This window comes from Pseudovibrio japonicus, assembly GCF_014651595.1.
In the GTDB taxonomy this organism is placed as follows: Bacteria; Pseudomonadota; Alphaproteobacteria; order Rhizobiales; family Stappiaceae; genus Pseudovibrio; species Pseudovibrio japonicus.
The window spans coordinates 154,756-177,770 of record NZ_BMXE01000008.1 but is presented as its reverse complement, the minus strand read 5'-3'; the positions used below and the strand labels follow the sequence as shown (position 1 = coordinate 177,770).

General features: G+C 53.3%; 25 protein-coding genes. 5 read left to right on the top strand and 20 right to left on the bottom strand.

Annotation, left to right across the window (positions count from 1 at the left end; all coding sequences use genetic code 11):
• Positions 1–7 precede the first annotated feature (7 nt).
• The 12 genes from IE076_RS19215 to IE076_RS19160 form a co-directional block, all read right to left on the bottom strand.
• Positions 8–1,027: a type II secretion system F family protein gene (locus IE076_RS19215; protein ID WP_189438407.1), complete on the bottom strand. Its 1,020-nt coding sequence runs from the start codon at positions 1,025–1,027 to the stop codon at positions 8–10.
• A complete protein-coding gene (locus tag IE076_RS19210; RefSeq protein ID WP_189438406.1) occupies positions 1,020–2,498 on the bottom strand; it encodes a TadA family conjugal transfer-associated ATPase in 1,479 nt (492 codons plus the stop codon). Before IE076_RS19210 ends, IE076_RS19215 begins: the two co-directional genes overlap by 8 nt.
• A gap of 41 nt (positions 2,499–2,539) precedes the next feature.
• Positions 2,540–3,820 carry a CpaE/TadZ family protein gene (locus tag IE076_RS19205; RefSeq protein WP_189438405.1) on the bottom strand — a complete coding sequence of 427 codons (1,281 nt, stop codon included), beginning with the start codon at positions 3,818–3,820 and terminating at the stop codon, positions 2,540–2,542.
• 11 nt (positions 3,821–3,831) lie between these two features.
• Complete coding sequence (locus IE076_RS19200) at positions 3,832–4,566, bottom strand: CpaD family pilus assembly protein (RefSeq protein ID WP_189438404.1); 735 nt, start codon at positions 4,564–4,566, stop codon at positions 3,832–3,834.
• Between the two features lie 11 nt (positions 4,567–4,577).
• Positions 4,578–6,002, bottom strand: coding sequence for a type II and III secretion system protein family protein (locus IE076_RS19195; RefSeq protein ID WP_189438403.1), 1,425 nt, complete (start codon positions 6,000–6,002; stop codon positions 4,578–4,580).
• 37 nt (positions 6,003–6,039) lie between these two features.
• Positions 6,040–6,819, bottom strand: a complete 780-nt coding sequence (gene cpaB / locus IE076_RS19190; RefSeq protein ID WP_189438402.1) for a Flp pilus assembly protein CpaB — start codon at positions 6,817–6,819, stop codon at positions 6,040–6,042.
• Positions 6,820–7,047: 228 nt separating this feature from the next.
• A complete protein-coding gene (locus IE076_RS19185; RefSeq protein WP_189438401.1) occupies positions 7,048–7,560 on the bottom strand; it encodes an A24 family peptidase in 513 nt (170 codons plus the stop codon).
• Between the two features lie 108 nt (positions 7,561–7,668).
• Positions 7,669–7,884 carry a hypothetical protein gene (locus IE076_RS19180; RefSeq protein ID WP_189438400.1) on the bottom strand — a complete coding sequence of 72 codons (216 nt, stop codon included), beginning with the start codon at positions 7,882–7,884 and terminating at the stop codon, positions 7,669–7,671.
• Positions 7,885–8,014: 130 nt separating this feature from the next.
• The gene (locus tag IE076_RS19175) at positions 8,015–8,959 is read right to left on the bottom strand and encodes a 2-hydroxyacid dehydrogenase (protein ID WP_209009279.1); all 945 of its coding nucleotides are present in this window, start codon (positions 8,957–8,959) and stop codon (positions 8,015–8,017) included.
• A gap of 86 nt (positions 8,960–9,045) precedes the next feature.
• The gene (locus IE076_RS19170; protein ID WP_209009277.1) at positions 9,046–9,351 is read right to left on the bottom strand and encodes a carbon-nitrogen hydrolase family protein; all 306 of its coding nucleotides are present in this window, start codon (positions 9,349–9,351) and stop codon (positions 9,046–9,048) included.
• Positions 9,352–9,432: 81 nt separating this feature from the next.
• The gene (locus IE076_RS19165; RefSeq protein ID WP_189438398.1) at positions 9,433–10,431 is read right to left on the bottom strand and encodes a carbon-nitrogen hydrolase family protein; all 999 of its coding nucleotides are present in this window, start codon (positions 10,429–10,431) and stop codon (positions 9,433–9,435) included.
• A gap of 10 nt (positions 10,432–10,441) precedes the next feature.
• Positions 10,442–10,903, bottom strand: a complete 462-nt coding sequence (locus IE076_RS19160) for a VOC family protein (protein ID WP_244649731.1) — start codon at positions 10,901–10,903, stop codon at positions 10,442–10,444.
• Between the two features lie 78 nt (positions 10,904–10,981).
• On the opposite strand from IE076_RS19160, the gene IE076_RS19155 reads away from it, so the two are divergent.
• On the top strand, positions 10,982–11,899 hold the full coding sequence (locus IE076_RS19155) for a LysR substrate-binding domain-containing protein (RefSeq protein ID WP_189438397.1): 918 nt from the start codon (positions 10,982–10,984) through the stop codon (positions 11,897–11,899).
• Positions 11,900–11,902: 3 nt separating this feature from the next.
• On the opposite strand, the gene IE076_RS19150 is transcribed toward IE076_RS19155, so the two are convergent.
• Entirely contained in the window at positions 11,903–13,144 is a 1,242-nt protein-coding gene (locus tag IE076_RS19150; RefSeq protein WP_189438396.1) for a DNA recombination protein RmuC, read from the bottom strand.
• Between the two features lie 213 nt (positions 13,145–13,357).
• Between IE076_RS19150 and def the strand changes: the two genes are divergently transcribed.
• The 4 genes from def to truA all read left to right on the top strand — a co-directional run bounded on the left by def (position 13,358) and on the right by truA (position 16,540).
• Positions 13,358–13,885 carry a peptide deformylase gene (gene def / locus IE076_RS19145; RefSeq protein ID WP_189438395.1) on the top strand — a complete coding sequence of 176 codons (528 nt, stop codon included), beginning with the start codon at positions 13,358–13,360 and terminating at the stop codon, positions 13,883–13,885.
• Positions 13,886–14,023: 138 nt separating this feature from the next.
• Positions 14,024–14,962, top strand: coding sequence for a methionyl-tRNA formyltransferase (fmt, locus tag IE076_RS19140; RefSeq protein ID WP_189438489.1), 939 nt, complete (start codon positions 14,024–14,026; stop codon positions 14,960–14,962).
• Between the two features lie 55 nt (positions 14,963–15,017).
• A complete protein-coding gene (locus IE076_RS19135) occupies positions 15,018–15,557 on the top strand; it encodes a GNAT family N-acetyltransferase (protein ID WP_189438394.1) in 540 nt (179 codons plus the stop codon).
• Positions 15,558–15,709: 152 nt separating this feature from the next.
• On the top strand, positions 15,710–16,540 hold the full coding sequence (gene truA, locus IE076_RS19130; protein WP_189438393.1) for a tRNA pseudouridine(38-40) synthase TruA: 831 nt from the start codon (positions 15,710–15,712) through the stop codon (positions 16,538–16,540).
• A gap of 67 nt (positions 16,541–16,607) precedes the next feature.
• Here truA and IE076_RS19125 read toward each other — a convergent pair whose 3' ends face one another.
• The 7 genes from IE076_RS19125 to IE076_RS19095 all read right to left on the bottom strand — a co-directional run bounded on the left by IE076_RS19125 (position 16,608) and on the right by IE076_RS19095 (position 22,893).
• Entirely contained in the window at positions 16,608–17,423 is an 816-nt protein-coding gene (locus IE076_RS19125; RefSeq protein WP_189438392.1) for a DUF2189 domain-containing protein, read from the bottom strand.
• Between the two features lie 96 nt (positions 17,424–17,519).
• Complete coding sequence (locus IE076_RS19120; RefSeq protein ID WP_189438391.1) at positions 17,520–18,128, bottom strand: hypothetical protein; 609 nt, start codon at positions 18,126–18,128, stop codon at positions 17,520–17,522.
• Between the two features lie 27 nt (positions 18,129–18,155).
• Positions 18,156–18,758, bottom strand: a complete 603-nt coding sequence (locus IE076_RS19115; protein WP_189438390.1) for a hypothetical protein — start codon at positions 18,756–18,758, stop codon at positions 18,156–18,158.
• A gap of 81 nt (positions 18,759–18,839) precedes the next feature.
• Positions 18,840–20,009 (bottom strand): succinyl-diaminopimelate desuccinylase, encoded by a 1,170-nt coding sequence (gene dapE / locus IE076_RS19110; protein WP_189438389.1) that lies wholly within the window; start codon positions 20,007–20,009, stop codon positions 18,840–18,842.
• A 102-nt stretch (positions 20,010–20,111) separates the two neighbouring features.
• Entirely contained in the window at positions 20,112–20,555 is a 444-nt protein-coding gene (locus IE076_RS19105) for a DUF805 domain-containing protein (protein WP_189438388.1), read from the bottom strand.
• A gap of 249 nt (positions 20,556–20,804) precedes the next feature.
• Entirely contained in the window at positions 20,805–21,854 is a 1,050-nt protein-coding gene (locus tag IE076_RS19100; RefSeq protein ID WP_189438387.1) for a histone deacetylase family protein, read from the bottom strand.
• A 46-nt stretch (positions 21,855–21,900) separates the two neighbouring features.
• Positions 21,901–22,893, bottom strand: coding sequence for an aldose epimerase family protein (locus tag IE076_RS19095; protein ID WP_189438386.1), 993 nt, complete (start codon positions 22,891–22,893; stop codon positions 21,901–21,903).
• Between the last annotated feature and the right edge of the window lie 122 nt (positions 22,894–23,015).

Here is a 23,015-nt window from a genome sequence, read left to right as displayed (position 1 = left end):
AGCGCTCCTATATCTTGAAGTCGATCATTTTACGCATAACCAGAATGCCAAGTGTCATCCAAACCAGTCCAATGGCGATGAGGATCAAGCCGATATCAGTCTCAAACAACAATGTTATGTAGTCCGGAGCGACGAAATACAGCATGAGCGTCACCAGAAATGGAAGCGAACCAATAATCGCCGCAGAGGATTTTGCCTCCTGACTCGCTGCCCGGATTTTGCCCTTCATCGTCTTTCTCTGGCGCAGGGTTCTTGACAGATTGCCCAGTGCCTCGGCCAGACTTCCGCCCGCCTGAGATTGAATTGTGATCACGATTGCGAGAAAGTTGGTTTCCTGCAGAGGCAGACGTTTGGGCATATTATGGATGGCCTCAGCCAGTGGGACGCCCATCTGCATTTTTTCGAGTACCAGCGCAAACTCCGGACCGACCGGCTCTTTCGCCTCGGTTGAGGCGATATGAATACAATCGCCCAGTGGCATTCCTGATTTGATACCACGGACAATGATATCTACGGCGTTTGGAAACTCATCCAGAAATTGATTGAACCGTTTCTTACGTCGTCTGGAGACGTAGAACCGTGGCAATCCAAACGTTCCTACAAACAGCAGCGCAATTGAAACCCAGAGGGGTTGCCCCCATAGGAAGCTCAGCGAAAAGAGGGCAATGCCACAAACAATTGAGATTACGAAGTACTTCAATTTAGACCATGACAGACCCGCCTGCCCAATCCAGTCTGCAAATGCTGGTTTGTCGCTCTTTTTCTTCTTCGCTGCCTGAGCAGCTTCCATCGCTTTGAGCTGATCCTGAACGGTTTTCCGCCGAGCCGTGACGTCCAGCCTTTGGGAGCGACCAGTTTGATGAGCTACGCTACTTTGAATGAGATTTTCTTTTCGTGCCCCTAACTTGTCCTTTGTCAGCAAGGGGGACAGGAGTGAGTACGTCACGCCTACAACGCTGATCACGATCAGGAGGGTGATGAGGTAATCCGCCAATGGAGAGGCGAGGAAATTTTCCAGATCAGCCATGCAGGCCCCCAACCGCGTCTGACGCGTCCAGTGCCCGTGCTAGTCTTTCTTCTTCGTTGAAATATCGTGCTCTGTCCCAGAACAGTGGGCGACCGATGCCTGTGGAGCGGTGCTGCCCGATAACTTTGCCATTCGCATCCTCACCGGTGATGTCATAGACAAACAAATCCTGCGTTGTGATGACATCCCCTTCCATCCCAACAACTTCGGTGATGTGTGTAATGCGCCGAGAGCCGTCTCTGAGTCGGGCTGCCTGAATAATGACGTCGATGGAGCCAACAACAATCTCACGCACTGTTTTGGACGGGAGCGCAAAACCACCGAGGGCGATCATGGATTCAATACGTTTCAGACATTCACGCGGGGAGTTGGAGTGAATGGTGCCCATGGAACCATCGTGGCCGGTGTTCATTGCCTGAAGCAGATCAAATACTTCGGCGCCACGAACCTCACCCACAATTATGCGTTCTGGACGCATACGCAGGCAGTTCTTGACGAGATCGCGCATGGTGATCTCGCCCTCGCCTTCAAGGTTGGGCGGTCTGGTTTCCAGTCTGACAACATGGGGCTGTTGAAGCTGAAGCTCCGCACTGTCTTCGCAGGTGATGATGCGTTCGTTGCTGTCAATGTAGCGCGTCAGGCAGTTCAGCAGTGTGGTCTTACCCGAACCGGTACCGCCGGAGATCACAGTGTTGCAGCGCACACGGCCAATAATCTCCAGAATCTCGGCACCTTCTGGCGAAATCGTCCCGAAGTCGACCATTTGGTCTAGGGTCAGCTTGTCTTTTTTAAACTTACGAATTGTGAGCGCGGGCCCATCCAATGCGAGCGGCGGGGCAATGACGTTGACACGGGAACCGTCGGGAAGACGGGCGTCACAAATTGGGCTGGCCTCGTCCACTCGTCGGCCAACCTGTGAAACGATACGTTGGCAGATGTTCATGAGCTGGCGATTGTCGCGGAAGCGGATATTGGTCTGCTCAACTAAGCCAGCGGTTTCGATATAAACCGTGTGCGCGCCGTTGACCATGATGTCGGCGATATCATCACGCGCCAGCAAAGGCTCCAGCGGTCCGTATCCCAAGACATCGTTACAGATATCTTCAAGCAGATCTTCCTGCTCGGAGATGGACATGACGAGGTTTTTCAGGACGATAATGTCGTTTACAACATCGCGGATTTCATCACGGGCATCTTCCGGTTCCAGCCGGCTTAGCTGGGAAAGGTCGATAGCCTCAACCAACGCGTTGAAGATGGAGGCCTTTGTTGCGTAATATTCTTGAGTTCTCGTGGTCTCCGGGACGGTTTCTTTTGGCTTTTCCTGTTGAGGTTCAACAAGCTGTGGCTTCGCGTTTGCAGTCTTTGGTGCCGGGACAGCAGATTTTGTTGCCTGCGCCTGTATCGCTGGGTTTACAGGAGCAGACTTTGGTTTTTTGTTGCCAAACTCACCGTTGCCACGTCTACCAAACATATTCTTCCGCCTTTGAAATCAGCACAAAATCAGCCAGAGGACTATTTGCGGACTTTCTTAATCAGTGATGCGATGAGCGACTTGCTCTTTTTTCGTGTTTCGGCCTTGCCGGTTACCTTGGCCGCGATCTCTTCAAACATCGAGGCAACAGCATGCTTGCTGTCAAACTCCGCGATCATTTGCCCATTGTTCGAGGCTGTCCCGAACAAGGCAGGCTCAAATGGCAGTGCAGCCAACGAGACGACCTCCAGCGCCTTACTGAACTCGTCCACCTTAATTTCAGGGCGTTTGGACATGCCGACTTTGTTCAGAACCAGAAATGGTTTTGCATCGTTGGGGCGAAGCTGGGCAATGCTATCAACAAGGTTTTTTGCATTTCGTAGGTTGGCCAGATCCGGCTCGGCCACGATCAGGACTTCATCTACGTTTGCAAGAAGATGGCGGACCCACCCGTTCCACGTATGGGGCACATCAAGCACAACGGTTGGAGTTCCCTTTCGCATGACCTCGATCAGCTGATCGAACTTATCGGTTTCAAAGTCATAGGTCTGATCAAGCGTGGCCGGTGCTGCCAGCAAGCTCAGCCGGTCACTGCATTTGGCGAGCAAACGATCAAGTAAGGTGTCATCGAGGCGTTCGGGTGACGCGATTGCTTCCAGAACCCCTTGCAATGGGTCCTGATTGAAATCCAGACCGGCAGTCCCGAATGGAAGATCCAAATCGGCAATTGCGACGTCACTTTCCAGTGTCTTCGCAATAGACCATGACAGGTTGTGAGCGACAGATGACGCTCCACTTCCGCCCTTTGCGCCTATGACGGCAATGGTGCGTCCAAAGGGTTCGGCGTCCGTGTCCGAATAAAACTGCCCTATCGTATTGATAAGCTGCGCGGTGTCGATTGGTCCGACAATGTATTCCCCAACGCCGCGGTTGATGAGCGCCCGATACAGGTTCACATCATTAACGCGCCCGATGACCAAGACATTGGTGCCGGCATCACAAACTTCGGCGAGCTGATCGAGTTCTTCAATCATCTCTTGTGCGCTGGACAAAGATTCCACGATCAAAAGATTTGGCGTGGCAGCGCTTTGAAATGTCGCGATGGCAGCGGCAACGCCGCCTTGCTGCACCATCGTGTGAGTTCGTGCCATACGACGATCCAAACTCGCATTCTGGATCGTTTCCGAGGTTCTTGCTTCCAAGCAAAAAGCCTGTACCGAAATACGTGGAATATTCACGAACTGAAATTCAGAGGTCGGCAGCTGACCGGAGGTGCCAATTTGTTTGGCCTGATCTGAACCAGAATATGCAAAATCGCTCATTTATTATCCCACTAGTTCTGAGCAACCGAAGACACGTCTGCGCCAACGCCGGTTTCGTATTGACCTGCAGTAATTTCGCCCGCCCTGCTCCGCGCCAGAATTTCGTTGGTCCGGGCCGGGTCACCTGGACCCATTGGACGCGGACGTAGCAGATCTGTTGGGTTGGCCACCATTGCTGCCAAGTTGGCCTGAGTGGCGCAGCCGAAGTTGTAATAATCACGGTTCCGCTCATCACCCCTCATAGCATCCGGCCAGTTGCCGCAATCACGAACAACGCCTTTGACCCGCATGAATGACAGGCGCACCGGTGCAGATGCACTTAGATCCGAGACCGGATAGGTGCGCATAATGATACGATCATGGCCGACCCCGCCGCTTCTCAGCGCGGTGCGGATATGAGGCGAGATGGCTCTTACGGCAGCCTCATTGGCAGACCCGGATGGGACAAGGACCTCCACAAACCCGTTACCGTCGGTTTTTGCCTCCTGCCCAAACGCGGATATGGCTGTTTTCATGGAACCGTTGAGATTTCGCATGTCCCCTGCAACAGGGATGTCAAAGTTGTCAGGAACTTCTGAGATAACAATTGGATGGCGCTTGCGATAATCAAAGTCGGCGAGTGAATACTCATCGACGTAGGATGGTTGAGATTTACAAGCAGCAAGCAGGAGGACAGCGCCCGCCAGAATTAGTGCGTTCTTCAGCGGTGTTCTACATTTCATCACAGGTGAGAATGGTCTTTGCATTTCATTTATCCTCACTCATAGATGTAGCCGACTTTGCCGTGATAGGTTCCCTTAACAGGCGCATCGGTTGCTCTGTATATCCGGCTCAGCTGGTTGAGAAAGATTGTTGACTGGTCACTTGGCGCGGCAAAATTATCGTCGGGGCGGGTAACCTGAGAGCGGGCAATGGGCTTCACGACATACGGGGTTACAAAGATGACAAGCTCAGTCTGACGGTTGATGTAATCGCGGCTTTTGAACATTGTTCCCAGAATGGGGACGTTCTTCAGTCCTGGAATGCCATCAACCTCCTGCCCGTAGTTCTGCTTCAATAGGCCTGCCATGACCAAGGTGCCGCCGGAGGGAAGCTCAAGAACGGATTCCGCCCGCCGGACCTTAAGGGCGGAGACGGCAATGGCTCCTGCAATACTCACCGCGCCTTCAGAGCTCAGTTCACTGACTTCGGTTTTGACTCTTAGTTTGATGCGGCCTTCTGACAAGACAACCGGCGTAAAATCCAGTCCAACACCGAATGGTTTGAACTCCAGACTTACCTTGTTGTCTTCATAAGCAACCGGGATCGGGAACTCGCCACCTGCCAGGAAACTGGCATTCTCACCGGAAACAGCAACAAGGGTTGGCTCTGCCAGTGTGCGCATAACGCCTTCGCGCTCGAGCGCTTTGATGGTGGGTGTGATCGACCCTTCACCGAAGAGGAACTTACCTGCTAAACTTCCCGCATTCACAACCGATGGATTGGTGTTAAACGCTGGTGCGGTATTGAAGTTGGCATCAAGCGCGCCGATTTTGATTGAGCCTTGCAGGTTCACTCCGAGCTGTTTGATTGTGGTGCGCTCAACTTCGGCGACGGTTACCTTTAGCTGGACTTGATCCTTTTCGGCGACGGCAATCGTGTTTACGATCTTCTTATCATCGTTCCCGACAAATTTTAGTGCAATGTCATAGGCTTGCTGTGCCTCCAGCGCCGAGACTGCAGTGCCGGACAGCACAACGCTCTCATTTACGATATCTGCATTAATGGCCGAGTTGGGGAGCAGGCGTGCCAGCATTTTAACGAGGCCGGATGGGTCAGGCTGCACACTCAAGTTGAATGAGGCCAGTTGGCGCCCACCGTTGCCGAACAGGACAAGAGATGCCTGACCGATGTCGTTGCCAAATACAAACACACGATTTCTGGTGCGAACGACAGCATCTGCGATGTTCGGATTGGAGACCAATACATCACGTACTTCTTCGTTGGTGTTCAGAACAATCGAACGGCCTTTTCCAACATTGAGCTGGCGGACCTGACCACTGTGCTGTGCCGTCACTTCAACAGTTGCTTCAAAATTGCTTTGCGCCAGTCCAGCGCCCGGCACGCCCAATGCCAAACCCAAGAGCAGACCTAAGCTCAGGAGAGTTTTGCCAAAGCGTGTGCCCTTCGGTAAACCTCTCATCGGACTAAATTGTCGAAGAAAAATCATAGTTTACCTACTAATTCCCGTTAATAGACTGGGATGAGATCCCGTACTTCACAAATTTGACGCCGCCTTTGACACGCGGTGGCTGCTTTAGCCCATCCTCGGAATCGGCAGCGCTGCGCAAAGAGAGTGAAAGCGTCCCCATCTGGGTTGCGCGGGCGATCGTCTCCGCTTCATGGGGCAATAACTCCAGCGTGGCCGTGTGATCTGGCGACATGGCCTTCTTGCTGTTTTCAGAGGCTGTTGTGGTGTCAATCGCAAGCACCCTGATATTCTCAAGGAGCGTCTCGCTGATGATCCCATCGTCACGTTTCTTGCCCTGCATACTGATCAGGACGTCAACTTTGTCGCCGGGCAGAATGAAACCACCGGCTGTGGTTACTGCGTCTACAGGCACTGCGATGGCGCGCTTGCCTTTTGGGAGGATCGCGGCAAGGAATCCCTTATCGGTATCGATCAGGCGTTCTGTACGGATTGGTTCGCCGCCGAACATCTCTGCTTTGACGATCTGTCCCAAGAATTCCTGATCTGCCTGCGGATTTGCGCCGCGCAGGATGATGCCTTCGGTTACGGACTCTTCCGGCCACTTTGACCAGGTCAAATCACCTTCTGTAAGTGCAGTGCCAACTTTGAGGGCCTTTGCTGCTACTAGAATCTCAAGGGATGGGATTTCCTGTTCCTGCACGACGATTGTTGGTGTCTGATCACGGGAACCTGACGACAGGTTCAGCCAAGCGGCCAATCCACCGGCACCTAATGCGATAATTAAGACTATTAATCTGGAGGCCTTCATGTGGCACCCACCCTCTGAGAGATTTAGCTATGCAGTATTCGTTAACTCTAATTTGAACAAAAATGGTCAAGACATAGTTAATATTCCGTAGCATCTATCTAATTGTATTTTTTACTTATCTTCACAGAAGAAGAACGCGGATTAATCATGAAGAGCAATAGGTTAGAACCAGTGAAGCTCCACTAATTCAAAACCTTAATACTTTCCTAAGAACTGTTTCGACGCACGCTACAGTGTTGGGATCTGGGCGAACCAGAGCGTGTTTGGGTAGACCTGAATTCCTGCGATAGCGATTGCAATTCCATAGGGAACACCGGTCTCTTTATCGTGCAGCTTCAAGAGCCAATGCTGTCCATGCATGAACTGCGGGAAGTATGGCACCTTGCGCAGCCCCAGAATGACCAGCGTTAACAAGCCGCCGTAGACGCTGGTGAGCAGTATGAACTCCAGCATATTAACGGAGAGGCCGAACCAGAGTGAGATTGCGGCCAGAAACTTCACATCACCACCGCCCATGACACCCAGAGCAAACAGGCCAAAGCCAATGACCATGACGCCGAACCCGAGGGCGAAGCTTAGGCCGATCTGCTCCATTGGCAGTTGCAACAGTACTGCCAGTCCAACAAATGCCACAGCAATCGCCAAGTTTATCTTGTTGGGGATCCTCATGGTGAAGAGATCGAAAAAGGCAGCGATTGCGAGCAGCAATGGAAATATGATCAATAACCCATTTGCAATCATGTGGTGATCTCCCCTGCTCGTACCGTCCTACGGTTTTGCAGGGGTATTTGCAAAGAAGCCCTTAACGCTCGATCGTTTTGTCTCGCGAAATCCCGTTTATTTACAATTTTAATTGGTTGGTTTCACCAATTCCCACAATTGCAGTTTTGGCTTCGTTTCAGATGGCTGCGCTTTTTCACTGGCGGGCAGAAAGTCAGCATCACTGAGTTTTGGGGCGGATACCATGGCCAGAATAGTCAGGGCGACGAGCCCGGAGATGAGGCCGAACTCAACGCTTGCGTTGCCCACGTCTCGCTGGAGCAAGCCTTTAAGTAAAGAGAGCATCGAAACACAACTTATTGTTATCGTTGCGTCGGATGCTACTCTTCGCGGCTAAATCTTAGATTGAGCGGTGCACTCAACTTCTTCGCGTATTTGGTGCAGCGCTCTAAGGTTTCATCAAGAAACGGGTAGCCTAGTACCCGACTTCCAGATCAACCAGATTTTCAAGCGGTTCGCCCTGTTCAAACCTCTTGATCTGCCGGGCGACATACTCGGAGAGCGCTTGCGGGTCGCTCGGTGCGGCGACATGCGGGGTTATAATGCAGTTTTTGTGCTTCCAGAGCGGGCTGGTTTGCGGCAGGGGTTCAACCTCAAACACATCAAGGCTGGCCCCTTTAAGCTGACCGGATGTCAAAGCGGCATCAATTGCTGCCTCGTCCTGTGTCGCCCCGCGTCCGGCGTTGATGTAGACCGGGCCGCCCAACGCACCTGATTGTGGCAGCAAGGCCAGGCGTTCTGCATTCACCAGCTTTTGCGTTGCTGGCGTAGATGGCAGGAGGTTGATCAAAATATCTGTGCGCTTAAGGAAGTCATCAAGATGGCTGTCTCCAAAGAAGCTTTGAACTCCCAATACATTCTTGGGCGTGCGCGACCAGCCAGCAACATCAAAGCCCAAAGATTTGAGCGCTTTTGCAGAACTCAGGCCCAGCTCGCCTAGTCCAAGAACGCCGACGCGCACCTCTTTGGCAGCCGGCTGCTTGTGGTCTTTCCAGACACTGGCTTCCTGCTGAGCAGCATACATGAGGTGGTCGCGATGGTGAAAGAGTGTCTGAAAGACAACCCACTCGGTCATGCGGCTGGTGAGATCAGCGTCAACAATGCGCACGAGCGGAAGGTGGGGCAGCTGTGGCAGTGAGGTCAGGTGGTCAACGCCTGCGCCCAGCGAAAAGATCACCTTCAGGTTTGGAAGGGCCGCAAAGACGTCGGGGTCTGGTTTCCAAGCGAAGAGATAGTCCACCTTTTCCGGGTCAGACACGCCATTCTTCCAGCTCTCTATTTTGCGATTGGGAAGGAGTGCTCGCAGTCGATCAATCCACTCTGCTTCGTTGACGTTTGTGAGAGACAAGACCAAATTCATACGGCACCCCATTTTTGAGCATGACCCTCAAAGCTGACCCCCGCTCCTCAGATCACGTTGTATTCTTTCAATTATCGTAATTCGTTTTATTCAGAGTCGACAAAATCAGCAAGCTGCTGGCTTTTTCGATTGACGACGAGACGGGTTACATCCGGGCGGCTGTAGTGACCCGTTGAGTCAAGCAGTTGGCAGTCGGCGCGCACCATGGCGTAATCCAGTTCAGCTATAATCAGAAGCTCTTTGCCAACTTGTGGCTCGACCACCCATGACCAGTCCGGCGCGGCGATGCACGAGCCTCCGTCAGCAACCAAGTCCTCGCTGTTTGCAAGGATTTCGACCAGCTCCGGCGTTCCCTCAGGAAAGTCGGAGGCACGCATGTCGCTGGTTAGCACGCAACATTCCTGAAGTTTTTGGGAAATACATCCAAAGCTACGCGGCCCCCTGACCCAGCAAACCTGCTTGAGTGCTTAGTTTCATTCATCCTCGATGAAATCTGCGATCTGCTGACGTTTGCGATCCACAACCAGACGTGTCACATCCGGGCGACTGTAGTGGCCGGTTGGGTCAAAGTTTTGACGCTCGCCGCGCACCACAGCATGGTCCAGCTCGGCAGTAATCAAGACCTCGTTGCCGACCTGCGGCTCAACCACCCAGGACCCATCAGGAGCAGAGATGCATGAGCCACCGTTTGCGAGGAAGTCTCCACTATTTTCGAGGATCTCTGCCCGTTCCAAAGTGTCCTGCGGTAAGTCTGCGGGGCGCATGAGGCCGGACACTGAAATCACATAGCTTCTGCTTTCTTTAGCGACAAAGCGTGTTGTGTCTTCGGTGTTGTGCAGACCGCCCGGCCAAACGGCAACGTGGAGGTCTTCTCCCTGCGCATACAAAGCGGCACGGGACAGAGGCATCCAGTTTTCGAAGCAGTTGAGGCCGCCAACCTTGAAACGGCCCAGCGGATGGACGCGAAAGCCGTTGCCATCGCCCGGTGCCCATGCAAGGCGCTCTTCGTAGGTGGGTTGCAATTTGCGATGGGTTGAACCGATCTCGCCGTTCTGGTCAATGTAAACCAGTGTGCAGTAAAGGCTATGACCACTTCTGTTTGAGGCCCGTTCCATCACGCCGAGATAGACGGCGATGCTGTGTTTTTTCGCGATGGCACAGATGCCATCGAGGTGACCGTCTTCAATGACCACGCCTTGTTCGAGGTACTCGGCGTAAAATGCTTTTTGCTTCGGGTCATTGAAGCGCGCGCCATCGGTTCGTTCAATCCAAAACGGATAACCCGGCACCAGAGCTTCGCCGAATGTAACAAGCTGACAGCCCTGCTTGCCTGCCAGCTCAACGGCGTCCGCCACCTTTTTCAGCGTTGCGTCCCGTTTCATCCAGACCGGAGCAATCTGGGCCAGAGCGACCTTGATCCGGTCGGTTTCAGCGGTGTTCTGTGTTGTGTGGTTTGCTTCTAAAATTTCCATCTAGCTCTACTCAGGTGGCAAAGATATCAGCATCACTGGCGAAGGCTTTAAATTCAAGAGCATTGCCCGAGGGATCTTTAATAAAGAATGTTCCCTGTTCTCCCGGCTGCCCTTCAAACCTGATCTTGGGTTCCAGCAGCCATTCAATTCCGTCCTGTGCTTTCAGGCGGTCCGCCAGAGACCTCCATTCCTCCATTGGCAACACAACGCCAAAATGAGGGATAGGAACGGCATCGCCATCCACAAAACCTGTGTCATCAAGCTGGGCCTGTGATTTTTTGCGAAGGTGTGCGGACATCTGGTGTCCAAACAGGTCAAAATCGACCCACTTGCCTTCAAGCTCGCGGCCTTGCTTGCATCCAAGCACGCCCATGTAGAACGCTTTGGTCTGTTCCAGATCATCAATCGGAAATGCCAGATGGAATGGATGCACCATTTTCAGCCTCGCCTTGTAGTTATTCGCAGAACTCATGTTGGAGTTGTTTTAAACTGCCTAAAACCTCATAGATAGGCCAATGACAGTCACATAGACATGAGTTAAACTCATAGCATGAGCCGTCACAGTCTATCGATCACCTCACAAATCCTTGCGGTGCTACCTGTTTTTGATGCAGCTGCCCGCCATGGCAGTTTTACCCGCGCAGCCAGAGAGCTGGGCATTACGCAGGGGGCTGTCTCTCGGCGTATTCAAAACCTGGAGGAGCAGTTAGGGCTTGTCTTATTTTCCCGGCAGGGCAAGACATTAGCACTAACGCAGGACGGTTTGCTGTTGAGCCAAAAGGCAAAGAGCGCCTTGAAATTGGTTGAGGATCTGGAGCACGAATTAAAGGGGTCTGTCTCTGGTCAGCTGCGTATCGGCACCCTGCCCTCATTGGCCAACCTTTGGCTCATGCAGCGGATCAAGGGGTTCACGCAGGCCTACCCCGCTATCAGCATTGACCTTGTCACTATTCCTGCTGATTTTTCGGCGGGACACAAGGATCCGGTCAACTGGGACCCGTCCAGTGTGGATGTGGCGTTGACGGTTGGGCGTGGCAGTTGGTCTGCGTTGGAGAGTTACCGGATTTGCGAGGAGGAGATGGTGCTTGTATGTCATAGCAGCCTTCTCGGTGATGCACAGCCCAAAAGCCTGAGAGACTTATTGGTGTTTCCGCGCCTCGTTCATTCCACGCGGCTTGGCAGCTGGGACTATTGGGCGGAGGCGCACAAGCTTTCGAGCTATCTGCCCGGAGATACGTCCCTTTCCTTTGAACATTTTTTCATGGTGCTGGAGGCGGCCCGTCAAGGGCTTGGTCTTGCGCTGCTTCCCTCAGTCCTGATCGAGAACGATCTGGAGGACGGGACATTGAGTGAGCCTATCCCGGCGCGACATATGACGGGCAACGCCTATTATATGGTGGCAAGCTCCGCAGCGTGGAGGCGTCCGGCGGTGACAGCGCTGCGGGAGCATCTGGCACACAAGCCTTAGGCTTTATCTGCGATCAAACTGGAACGGGGATGGCAGTTCGTCTTCGGCCAGATGGGTTGTCTTTTGCGGTCCCGAGGCTGAGGAGGAAACCTGATCATTGGCCTTACTACCCAACTGCATTTCATCAATCTTGCGGGCGCGGTTGGTGATCTTGTCGCCGGAAATCATAATCTGATCCAGATCCTTGTTGGTCTGGGCGAAGTGGTTTTGCAGCTTGGATACACGCTCGGTCAGCCTACCAACATCCAGCAGGAGGTTGCCGACTTCGGCCTGTATGAGGTGGGCTTGTTCGCGCATGCGTGCGTCTCGAAGGACAGACTGGATCACCTGTACAGCGAGAACAAGCAGGGATGGAGAGACGATCACCACGCGTAGGCGGTGGGCTTTTTGGGTCAGGTCCGGAAAGCCTTCGTGGATCTCGGCAAAGAGGCTCTCGGATGGGACGAACATGAGCGCTGTGTCTTGCGTCTCTCCCGGTAGCAGGTATTTACCAGCGATATCTTCAAGGTGTTTGGAGATGTCTTTTCGGAAGCGATTGGACGCTTCCTTTAGCTCTGGTTTGGTCTCCGCGTCCTTGATCGCTGCGAAGGCCTCCAGCGGGAACTTGGCATCAACCACCAAAGGTGGTGCACCTGTTGGCATGTGGATCAGGCAATCGGGACGGGAACGGTTGGAGAGCGTGCCCTGCAGGGTGAAACTTGTTGGCGGCAGCGCATCGTCGATGATCGCTTCCATGCGCCCTTGTCCAAACGCACCACGGGACTGCTTGTCATTCAGCACCATCTGCAGGTCCGTCACCTGCCCGGCCAGCTCGCCCATGGTTTTGTTGGCCTTGTCGAGCAGCGCCATCCGCTCCTGCAGTCCTGTCAGACTTGCGTGGGTTTGGCGGTGGGTTTCCAGAACAGAGGCGCCTAGCGTTTTGCCAAGGCCATCAAGACGGTCGTTGACGACACGCAGCAGGTCCGACTGACGGGAGCCGAAAACTTCTGCCATGGTTTGCATACGGCCTGTCATTTCACCGTTGGAGCGGACCAGCTCGGCTAATGCCGCTTCTGTATCCTCTGCCCGCTTTTGCTCCAGTATCGATACACCGCGCGCTTGGTTTAATTTTGCACGCAGGCTCATAATCCAGACGAGCAGCAGCAGGAAAAAAAGCCCACCGCCCACCGTGACTGCCTGGATAAACGAAAAGGTATATGCACCGAATGAGAAGACTGTCTGTTCCATGAAACAAACATAGAACACTTTGCAAGGCCGCGAAACCTCTCAGCTTTCTTGGATGCACCGCAACCCACATCCTTCAATTGATGGGGAGTGCCCTTAAAAAGCTCTGGCGAAAAGCTTATAGTCTACGCCTTGGCAAATTTCCGATAAGAGGATATGAAGCCTGAACAACCACGTCGGCCGACCTCACGTTGAGCGGGCAGCTTTGCAACGAGAACAAACTCAAAAGTAATTATGACGATTCGCGAGATTAAATTTGTCCCGGAAACCTGCCTTCGCGAGAAGTGCGCTCCGATTGAAGACATCAACGACGAAATCAGAAAACTTGCCGACGACATGCTGGAAACCATGTATGACGCGCCGGGCATCGGCCTAGCTGCAAGTCAGATCGGTGTTATGAAACGCATGTTCGTTCTGGATGTTGCAGAGCGCGAAAACGAAGAAGACGAAAGCTTCGAAAAAGAGCCGATGGTTTTCATCAATCCTGAGATCACATGGTCTTCTGAAGAGAAGAACACCTATCAGGAAGGGTGCCTGTCCATTCCCGGTGTCTACGAGGATGTTGAGCGCCCAGCAAAGATTCGGGTCTCCTTCCTTAACATTGACGGTGAAAAGCAGGAACTTGAAGCTGCCGATCTGCTGGCAACCTGCATTCAGCATGAGCTGGACCATTTGAACGGCGTGCTGTTTATCGACTATCTGTCCCGCCTGAAGCGCGAGCGGATTGTGAAGAAGATGGTCAAGCAGGCAAAACAAGCCTGATCCTTGCACATTGTAAGCGGATGAAGCGGCCTTCTTTGGAGAGCCGCTTTTTTTGTTGTTTTTTCCTTGTCCTCACCCGGTAGCTGACGCATTAAAGCAGGAATACAAGAATTACAGCCAGGCAGGTCAGCTATGTCATTGCGCGTCATCTTTATGGGTACTCCTGATTTCTCCGTTCCGACACTTTTCGAGATTGTCGGGCAAGGTTGGGACGTGGTCGCTTGTTACTCACAGCCACCACGCAAAGCCGGACGCGGCATGGAGCTGAAGAAAACGCCAGTTCATGAAGCAGCAGAAAGCCTTGGCATTCCTGTCTTCACTCCAACTTCCCTGAAAAGCGAAGAGGAACAGGAACGGTTCCGCTCGTTTGAAGCTGATGTTGCTGTGGTGGTGGCCTATGGCCTGTTGCTGCCAAAAGCTATTTTGGACGGCACCGAGCATGGCTGCCTGAACGGGCACGCCTCCCTGCTGCCACGCTGGCGCGGGGCTGCGCCGATTAACCGGGCGATTATGGCTGGTGACAAAGCCTCTGGTATTCAGGTGATGCAGATGGAAGAAGGGCTGGACACTGGCCCTGTGTGCATGTCCGAGACCGTTGCGATTACCGAAGACATGACAGCTGGTGAGTTGCATGACCGGCTTTCCGCTTTGGGCGGCGATCTGATGGTGCGGGCGCTTTCGGCCCTTTCCCGCGGTGCTCTTGGCGCTACGCCTCAGACTGATGAGGGTGTGACTTATGCCAAGAAGATTCAGAAGAGCGAAACGCGCGTTGACTGGTCATTGCCGGCAGAGCAAGTACACAACCACATTCGCGGTCTTTCTCCCTTCCCCGGTGCATGGTGCGAGATGGAGCTGGGCGGGAAGAATCCTGAGCGGGTGAAGATCCTGCGCAGTCATCTGGCTGATGGGACAGGTGCTGCTGGTGAAGTTCTGGAAGCAGAAGCCAACACTTTAAGCGTTGCCTGCGGTTCTGGCGCGATCAAGCTGGTGCAGGTTCAGCGTGCGGGCAAAAAGGCGATGTCTGCCGAGGAATTTTTACGTGGCTCTAAGCTTAGTGTTGGAGAAACAGTTTCCTGACCCAGCGTAATCAGATAGGCTTTCCTTAAGTAACAGTAGGAAGCGCGGAGGCATCATGGTTGAGTTCCACCAGATTGGAGAGGATCAGGTTGGTCTGCGCGCGCCTGAGAAGAAAGACGAGCCTGCCATTTTATCTCTGCTGGCTCGGGCCTTTGGGCAGAACAATGAAGGGCGCCTTGTCGAACGACTGCGCGCCTGTGGGGCGCTGGTTCTGGAGCGGATTGCAACGGATCGTGACGGCAATCTGCTCGGGCACCTCGCCTTTTCCCGTGTGACGGGTTCTGGCAAGGGACACAGTCTCAAAATCAGCTGCCTTGCTCCTGTTTGTGTTGACCCTGCTATGCAGAACAAAGGGGTTGGCACCAAGCTTATTCAAGAAGCACTGGATGACCTTCAAGGGATGGGTGAAGATCTGGTGCTGGTGCTGGGTGCCCCTGACTACTATTCTCGCTTCGGCTTTGATGGCGAGCTGGCAAAAAAGGTGCAAGGACCATACGCCGGACCAATCTTCATGGCTTTGCCGTTTACACATGCAGGGCATAAAGACCTGCCCGTTGAAGTGAGCTATGCCACACCTTTTCAGGAGTTTGAGTAGGTTCTCTTGTGGCCACCGTGTGAGGTCTGGCCTTGCTCTTGCAAATCTGATAGTACAGCGCGGAATTTCCGAGATATCCTGCGGGCACATGCCTGTCTAACCTTCAGCACACTGGCTCACAGTCTGCTCGCTTAACTTTGCAAAGAACAAGAATGCCGCGTTACAAGATTACCATTGATTATGACGGACGCCCTTTTGTGGGCTGGCAGCGTCAGGACAACGGACCTACAGTTCAGGGTGTTATTGAGCGCGCAATCAAATCTTTCACGGGCGAGACTGTCACCATCGGCGGCGCAGGGCGTACGGATTCCGGTGTGCATGCAACCGGACAGGTGGCGCATCTGGATCTTGAAAAGGACTGGCCTGCTGAAACGGTCAAAAATGCGCTGAACTTTCATGCGCAGCCGGACCCTGTTGCCATTCTGGCCTGCGAGAAAGCCGGACTTGGTTTTGATGCCCGCTTTTCCGCGATCCGCCGTCACTACCGCTACAAGATCGCCAACCGACTTGAGCCGCTGACCCATGATCGCGGGCTGGCGTGGTATGTGAAACCGGAGCTGGATGCGGAGGCCATGAACGAAGCGGCGCAAGTGCTGCTTGGCCACCATGATTTCACGACGTTTCGGCATACACGCTGTCAGGCAAAGAGCCCGTGGAAGACGATGGAGCGCATCTGCGTGTATCGGCAGGGCTATCATGTGTTTTTGGAATGCAGCTCACGGTCCTTCCTGCACAATCAGGTTCGGTCTATGGTGGGCAGTCTACGTCTTGTGGGCGAAGAGCGCTGGACCAAAGATGATCTGAAGGCCGCACTTGAGGCGTGTGACAGAAAGGCCTGTGGGCCTGTCGCTGTGCCTGAGGGGCTTTACCTCACTCAGGTGGATTACCGCACTCCGGAAGAGGATGAAGCGTCATTTCTCGCCTATCAGGATAGTTTGAAAAACATCGCGCCTGATGAAGCTCCAGCGGATGAAGAAGACTAGACGCTCTCCTATCTGGCCCTGACAATCGAAACCGGAGGTAATCCACCTCCGGTTCGCCAAGGTTTTACTATTCCTTGAAAGTAACTACCCGTTTGTACAGATGCCACGTAGTATGCCCGAGCACTGGCAACGTGACCAGCAAGCCGACAAACGCCGGGATCATTGAGGCCATCAAAATTGCGGTGATGAGCAGTCCCCAGCCAACCATCACCACTGGACTTCCCGTGACCACCTTGAAGCTGGTTATCATCGCGGTCACAAAGTCCACCTCTGTATCCAACAGCATCGGGAAAGACACCACGCTGACTGCAAAGAGCAGCAGAGCAAAGAAAGCGCCAACTATGTGGCCTGCGAAAAGAAACAGCAGTCCATCTGGCGTTTCAAAGACTGTCTGCACGAACTGCATAAACGTGCCGTAACCCTTCATTCCCAGAAAGAGAGCCAGCAGCAGGTGGACCTTAAACATCCATAGGAACTGGATGAAGATGACCACGAAGGCCATCCACGCGATTTCACCACGGCGTTGTTCCCACATGAGGGTGAACAGGCCGCCCATGCGGGGTGTTTGTCCTGACTGTAGCTGCCTGGATGCTTCATAAAGCCCGAGCGCTGCGAATGGGCCGAGCAGCAGGAAGCCGCAGGCCAGCGGGTAGCTGATGTAGCTCATGTCCACCCAGAACGAGAGCAGCGTGACCAGTATGCCGCCGATCATAAAGAACGCGCCGAAGGTCAGGCCAATCACCGGCGTCTTTACGAAGTCCAGAATTCCAAGCTTCAGGGAGCTTGTGACATCCTCCAGAGTGACATGACGAACAATAGGCTTCGCCGGTTTGTGTGGCGAGTTTTGCGCACCCGCAGGCGCGGTCAGATGATTGTCTGACATTTCCGTCCCTCCCAATTTTCCTCCACGTTAAGTTTGCGCGGAAACTGAGAGGAGCGCTACCGAAAATTTGAAGGGGTTGAAGAAAAACTGGTTTGATCAAGCAAATAGGCGGTCAAACGAGGCGCTGATCAGGATCGACAGGACTAAATCCAGAATCACCAGACCGATGGCGGTTGAGACATTGCAGTCCCCTGCGACGCGGGCGATTTGGAATCTGAACCACAGAACCCACCCGACAATGGGGAAGGTCAGCATGACCAGCAAAGCAGACGGGATGATGCCTGCGAGGTAGAGCAGGTTCAAAAGCGTCTGCGGCAGCAGGATGAGTAGTGTGCTCCAGTTTCGGACGATGATGTAAGGACCGTAGGTGCGCTTGATCCCTATAGAGCCTGCCAACACAGCAAGGACAATTGGGAAGGTGACCCAGTCTACAAACAGAGACAGGGTTTTGCCGATATAGAGCAGTGCGCCGCCAGAAGCGATCTCGGCTGCCTCCTGCCCCTGCTCCAGATTGTATTCGAGCATCAGGGCTTGCTCTGAGATGAGGCTCAGGAAATAGAAGGGAAGCAGCAGAAAGATAACCAAAAAGGAGCGCCAGAAGCCATCTGCAGACAGGTCAAACTGCTGCAACGCCTCTGTTTCCCCCTTCATCACCCGCCATGATGCTATGCAGGACTGCCCAATTTCCTGAATGCTAAGAGCCATCGAAAAACACTTTCAATCTATAATCGTCTAAAATACCCAGCCTGCTAACATACTGATGACGAATACTGGTGTGAAGATTAGGTATGTTGGTATGAGAACAAGAGCCAAGTCCACAACAAACTCCAGCGCGAGCAACCCGAACGAAACTGGTATTGTTGCTAAAGCTACTAATCGAGCAACTCTAAAATATACCCAAAGTCCCAAAAAAGCGGGCAGATAAGCAAGCACCTGTTCCAACAGAGCCGAACCAGAAAGGCGCATCAACAGCTCAAACAGGATCGTAAAACAAGCTAAGACAACCGTCGCCCAGTTTCTTACTATTATATAGTTGCTGTAGGTATCACGAATACCTAAACGGTCTGACAGGCAACCAGTCGTGTAAGCAAACACCACGCAATTTAGTGCAGGCCAAATCAGAACAACAACGTAGATGGCTAATCTGTAAAGCACCTCTGAAGGTTGCCCACCCAAAAACTCGCCTAGTTGCAAAATGCTGCCATCGGCCGAGAAAGGTATGAATATCAACAGGCTTGCTAGACCCAAAGCTAAGGCAACAAGCTGCGCGTAGAATGATCGCCAAAACCCTGCAACAGACAAGTCGAACTGCTGCAAGGCTTCCGGGTTTCCCATCACCACCTGCCACGAGGCAGTGCTATAGGCTCGGATTTCCTGAATGCTTGGAAACGTCAAAATATAAAATTCTCAAATCTGCTAGGCTTGAAAGTAATCTTGCAGGAAGCGGAGGTAGATGTCAGCGAGCTGTTCGATGTCAGAGACAGCAACGTGTTCATCAACCTTGTGCATGGTCTGCCCGACCAGCCCGAACTCAACAACTGCACAGTAGTTCTTGATGAAACGCGCATCGGAGGTTCCGCCGCCGGTTGAAAGTTCCGGGGTGCGACCCGTGACAGTCTTGATGGAGTTGGACAAGGTCTGAATCAGGGCTTCGTCATGGGTCAGGAAGCTGTCGGTTGCCTCTCTGGCGAACTCAATGCTCCAGTCAAGGCCTTCTGGCGCTGCATCACTCAGCAGCTTCGTGATGTGTTCGCTTAGAGAGCTGACAGACCATTGATCGTTGAAGCGAATGTTGAACCTCGCCATGACATGCGCCGGGATAATGTTGGTTGCTGTATTACCAACATCAACGGTCGTGATTTCCAGATTGGAAGGCTGGAAGCGCTCGTTGCCTTCGTCGAGTTCCACTTCTGCAACAGCGCTCAAGAGTTTGAGCATGCCCGGTACCGGGTTATCGGCCAGATGCTGATAAGCGACGTGGCCCTGTGTGCCGTTGACTTTGATTGTGCCGGTTAACGAGCCGCGGCGGCCAACTTTGATTGCATCACCGAGAGCATCCGGGTTGGTTGGTTCGCCCACAATGCAGGCGTCAAATACTTGCCCCTGCTCTTTTGCCCATTCCAGCAGCTTAACTGTGCCGTTGATGGCCGGGCCTTCTTCGTCGCCTGTGATCAGGAAGGAGATCTGGCCGGGAATTCCGTTTGGATGCGCTTTGACATAGTCGATTGCGGCGGCAGCGAATGCGGCCACACCGCCTTTCATGTCTGCGGTTCCACGACCATGAAGCTTGCCGTCTGCGATAGTTCCGTCGAAGGGACCGTGGGTCCATGCTGCTTCGTCGCCAACGGGCACAACATCGGTGTGACCAGCGAATACGAAGTGTGGTTTACCTGTGCCGATGGTGGCAAACAGGTTCTCAACGTCCGGTGTATTCTCATCTGAGAACGTCACGCGGGAGACGGTGAAACCGGCGTCTGCAAGCAGTTTTTCGAGTGTGGAAAGTGCACCGCCTTCAGCCGGGGTAACACTTGGGCAGCGGATGAGGTCGCGGCAGATTTGTACCGCAGGAGCAAGCGTATCAGTCATGCTCCGAGATGTAGCTGCGCTGCGGCTGATGGTCAATCACGAGTTGCCAGAACTTCGTGATTTTCATTGGCCCATAGCGCTGCAAATTCTCAATTGAGCAACTTATCTTTTGGGTCGGATCGGGCGGCTGTTTGCCGTAGGGCCGTACTTGTTCGGACCGTCCTGGGTCTTCAGGAAACCAACCACAATTGGCACAATCAGATTGAGGAAAGGCAAGAAGAGTGTCAGCGCAACAAAGCCCGTGATGCCGCGATCCTGCAGGCGCTTCATCACCAGCATGAATACAATGAAGTTTGTGAAGAGCAGGAGTGGGTACAGCAACGGATTGGTGGACAGCATGTCGCTGTAGATCTCTGCCAGTGGCAGTTCCGTGGTGCCGGACGTGATATAGGTATCCTGCATAGAACCGACGGTGATATTCAGCGCGATGAACAAAATACACCAGATCAGGCCAAACGCCAGCCAATATGGCTCGCGGGAAATGCGGCCAAACGGGCTGAAAAACAACCAAAACAGGCTTGTTGGCGGACTTTTTTGTTCTGGCATTATTTGATCGCTTAAAGCAGCAGCCCTGTTATGGAACAGGCCAGACCACTTCAATCCCTCATATTCTCTTGTGTCGTTATCCGAAAACCGTCCCCCACCTTAGGGAATACGCTTTAAGAAATCTCAGTCCGCAAGGATGTACGCATATTGCAAGCCGCTTTCAAGAGGGGTGATACAGCAAGACACACTTGGCGGGAAAGATATCCTCCCGCCGCTGCGCAAAAAATGGATTTCAGGCATGGTTGGAGATCAGGATGCCACCTTCACAGTATCCAGATATCCGCTCAGTGCTTTGGTGCAGTTGATGCCGAGGTCACCGACCGCATAGCCGCCTTCCATCACAAACAGTGTGGGTTTACCCAGTCGGGCAATGCGGCTGCCAATTTTGGTGAAGTCATCAGTCTTCAGTTTGAACTGGGAGATCGGATCGTTCTCAAAAGGGTCCAACCCCAATGAGATCACGATGACGTCAGGAGCGAACTTCTCGATATTGTGACAGGCTTCTTCCAAGGCCTCTTCCCACATGTCCCATGTGGTGCCATGCGGAAGAGGATAGTTGTGATTGTACCCCGCCCCTTCTTTCAGGCCGCGTTCGTTTGCATGGCCAAGATAATACGGGAACTCAACTTTCGGGTCCGCATGGATGGAGAGGAACTGCACGTCCGCACGGTCATAGAAGATGGCCTGCGTGCCGTTTCCGTGATGATAGTCCACGTCGAAGACTGTGACCTTGCCCACCCCTTGGTCACGTAGGTGTTGGGCTGCGATAGCCGCATTGTTGAGGAAGCAGTAGCCGCCATACAAGCGGCGGTGGGCGTGGTGTCCTGGAGGCCGGCAGAGCGCGAAGGCGGAGTTGTCGCCGGAGAGGATCAAATCAGCGCCCGTCAGTGCAGTTTCAGCACTCTTACGCGCCGCCATCCATGTGTGCTCTCCCATAGGTGAGCCAGCATCGAAAGAGTAGAACCCGAGTTTTCCGTCAATTTGATCAGGAACGATATCATGTCTGAGGCCGTGGACCGGCCAGACGAATGGGAAGGCCTCTTTTTCTGTGCGCCCTTCCGCCTGCCACAGCGCCCAGAAATCCTGCAGGAAGCTGATATAATCGGCGTCATGTACCTTCAGGATTGGAGTCAGAGAAAACTCTTTTGGCGTGAGCACTTCACCAAACCGGGCTTTCTTGAGGTGTTCAAGAACGATTTCGGCACGGGAGGGTGTCTCATTGGCGGGGACCAGTTTCCCGTCGGAGATTTCGTTGGCTGGGTCGTGCAGCAGCTGATCAGGCGAAAAGATGGTCTTCACTATTATCGTCCTTTACAGGGCCTGATGCACTTCTTTCCCTGGTGCATCAGATGAAACGGTACTCTGTTATTTGTTGGTAACGCTCAGTTGGCTGAAGCGTGGAACATGCAAATTCTTCGTGGTTTGGGCTATCGGGCCAGCATTGTGGCTCCAGACAAAGGCCTGCCCGGGGGCCGTACATTTTGTCGTTGAACCCGGGAACGGGTGTATTGAGCGAACTACCATCGTAAAACTGTATGCCCGGCTCGGTTGACCAGACTTCCATCTTGAGTTCGGTGTCCGGCTCAAACACGACAGCAGACAACTCCGGCTTTTCCAGACGGAACTGTCTGAGGCAGAAGTTGGTGTCGAAACGGGTATCCTGTTCATCCTGTATCTGGCGCAACTCACGGAAATCATAGGCGGTGCCAGCCACGTCGAGGATTTCACCCGTGGGGATCAGGTCTTCGGACACAGGAAGGTAGGAGCGCGCCGGGATCATGACCTGGTGCATTGTGATGTCTGCATGATCGCCCAGATTGAAATAGCTGTGATGGGCCAGATTTAGCAGTGTCGGCTTGTCAGTTGTTCCGGAAAACTCGATGCGTAGCGTGTCATCTTTGGTCAGGGTGTAGCGGCAGGTGACATTTACCGTACCAGGATAGCCTTCTTCCCCATCAGGAGAGACAAGCGACAGCAGGACGCTGTCATTGCTGGCTTCCTCAATGGTCCAGACGCGGTGCGCAAAGCCTTTCTGGCCACCGTGCAGGTGGTGCCGCCCATCTTCGTTGACCGTGAGCTGGACCTCATCTGAGCCGATTGTAAAGCAACCATTTGCGATGCGGTTGGCACAGCGTCCAGCAGTGGCGCCGAAATGTGGTGAGTGCAGCTCATAGTCGCGCAGATTGTCAAAGCCGAGTGTGAGGATGCGATCGCCAAGGCACAGTTTTTGAACTGTTGCGCCGTAAGTGAGGATGCTTGCGCTGAGGTTTCCACCACGCAGTGTCACTTCTTTGACAGTTTGCCGGTTCTCCAATTCACCAAAATCACGAATGGTCACCGCATTTCCTTTCTACTACTGACCTGCCTCCCTTCAGGTCATTCATTGCTTACCAACCTCCTACGAAACGAGAATTAGTACAAGCAAGACAAAAGGATACCGCCCATTCAAAGGCCGCAGGA

What these genes read in the sequence shown, in the direction of transcription:
- IE076_RS19215 (WP_189438407.1), bottom strand. Translation starts at nt 1,027, where the DNA reads ATGGCTGATCTGGAAAATTTCCTCGCCTCTCCATTGGCGGATTACCTC.
- IE076_RS19210 (WP_189438406.1), bottom strand. Translation starts at nt 2,498, where the DNA reads ATGTTTGGTAGACGTGGCAACGGTGAGTTTGGCAACAAAAAACCAAAG.
- IE076_RS19205 (WP_189438405.1), bottom strand. Translation starts at nt 3,820, where the DNA reads ATGAGCGATTTTGCATATTCTGGTTCAGATCAGGCCAAACAAATTGGC.
- IE076_RS19200 (WP_189438404.1), bottom strand. Translation starts at nt 4,566, where the DNA reads ATGCAAAGACCATTCTCACCTGTGATGAAATGTAGAACACCGCTGAAG.
- IE076_RS19195 (WP_189438403.1), bottom strand. Translation starts at nt 6,002, where the DNA reads ATGAGAGGTTTACCGAAGGGCACACGCTTTGGCAAAACTCTCCTGAGC.
- cpaB (WP_189438402.1), bottom strand. Translation starts at nt 6,819, where the DNA reads ATGAAGGCCTCCAGATTAATAGTCTTAATTATCGCATTAGGTGCCGGT.
- IE076_RS19185 (WP_189438401.1), bottom strand. Translation starts at nt 7,560, where the DNA reads ATGATTGCAAATGGGTTATTGATCATATTTCCATTGCTGCTCGCAATC.
- IE076_RS19180 (WP_189438400.1), bottom strand. Translation starts at nt 7,884, where the DNA reads ATGCTCTCTTTACTTAAAGGCTTGCTCCAGCGAGACGTGGGCAACGCA.
- IE076_RS19175 (WP_209009279.1), bottom strand. Translation starts at nt 8,959, where the DNA reads ATGAATTTGGTCTTGTCTCTCACAAACGTCAACGAAGCAGAGTGGATT.
- IE076_RS19165 (WP_189438398.1), bottom strand. Translation starts at nt 10,431, where the DNA reads ATGGAAATTTTAGAAGCAAACCACACAACACAGAACACCGCTGAAACC.
- IE076_RS19160 (WP_244649731.1), bottom strand. Translation starts at nt 10,903, where the DNA reads ATGAGTTCTGCGAATAACTACAAGGCGAGGCTGAAAATGGTGCATCCA.
- IE076_RS19155 (WP_189438397.1), top strand. Translation starts at nt 10,982, where the DNA reads ATGAGCCGTCACAGTCTATCGATCACCTCACAAATCCTTGCGGTGCTA.
- def (WP_189438395.1), top strand. Translation starts at nt 13,358, where the DNA reads ATGACGATTCGCGAGATTAAATTTGTCCCGGAAACCTGCCTTCGCGAG.
- IE076_RS19135 (WP_189438394.1), top strand. Translation starts at nt 15,018, where the DNA reads ATGGTTGAGTTCCACCAGATTGGAGAGGATCAGGTTGGTCTGCGCGCG.
- truA (WP_189438393.1), top strand. Translation starts at nt 15,710, where the DNA reads ATGCCGCGTTACAAGATTACCATTGATTATGACGGACGCCCTTTTGTG.
- IE076_RS19125 (WP_189438392.1), bottom strand. Translation starts at nt 17,423, where the DNA reads ATGTCAGACAATCATCTGACCGCGCCTGCGGGTGCGCAAAACTCGCCA.
- IE076_RS19120 (WP_189438391.1), bottom strand. Translation starts at nt 18,128, where the DNA reads ATGGCTCTTAGCATTCAGGAAATTGGGCAGTCCTGCATAGCATCATGG.
- IE076_RS19115 (WP_189438390.1), bottom strand. Translation starts at nt 18,758, where the DNA reads ATGGGAAACCCGGAAGCCTTGCAGCAGTTCGACTTGTCTGTTGCAGGG.
- dapE (WP_189438389.1), bottom strand. Translation starts at nt 20,009, where the DNA reads ATGACTGATACGCTTGCTCCTGCGGTACAAATCTGCCGCGACCTCATC.
- IE076_RS19105 (WP_189438388.1), bottom strand. Translation starts at nt 20,555, where the DNA reads ATGCCAGAACAAAAAAGTCCGCCAACAAGCCTGTTTTGGTTGTTTTTC.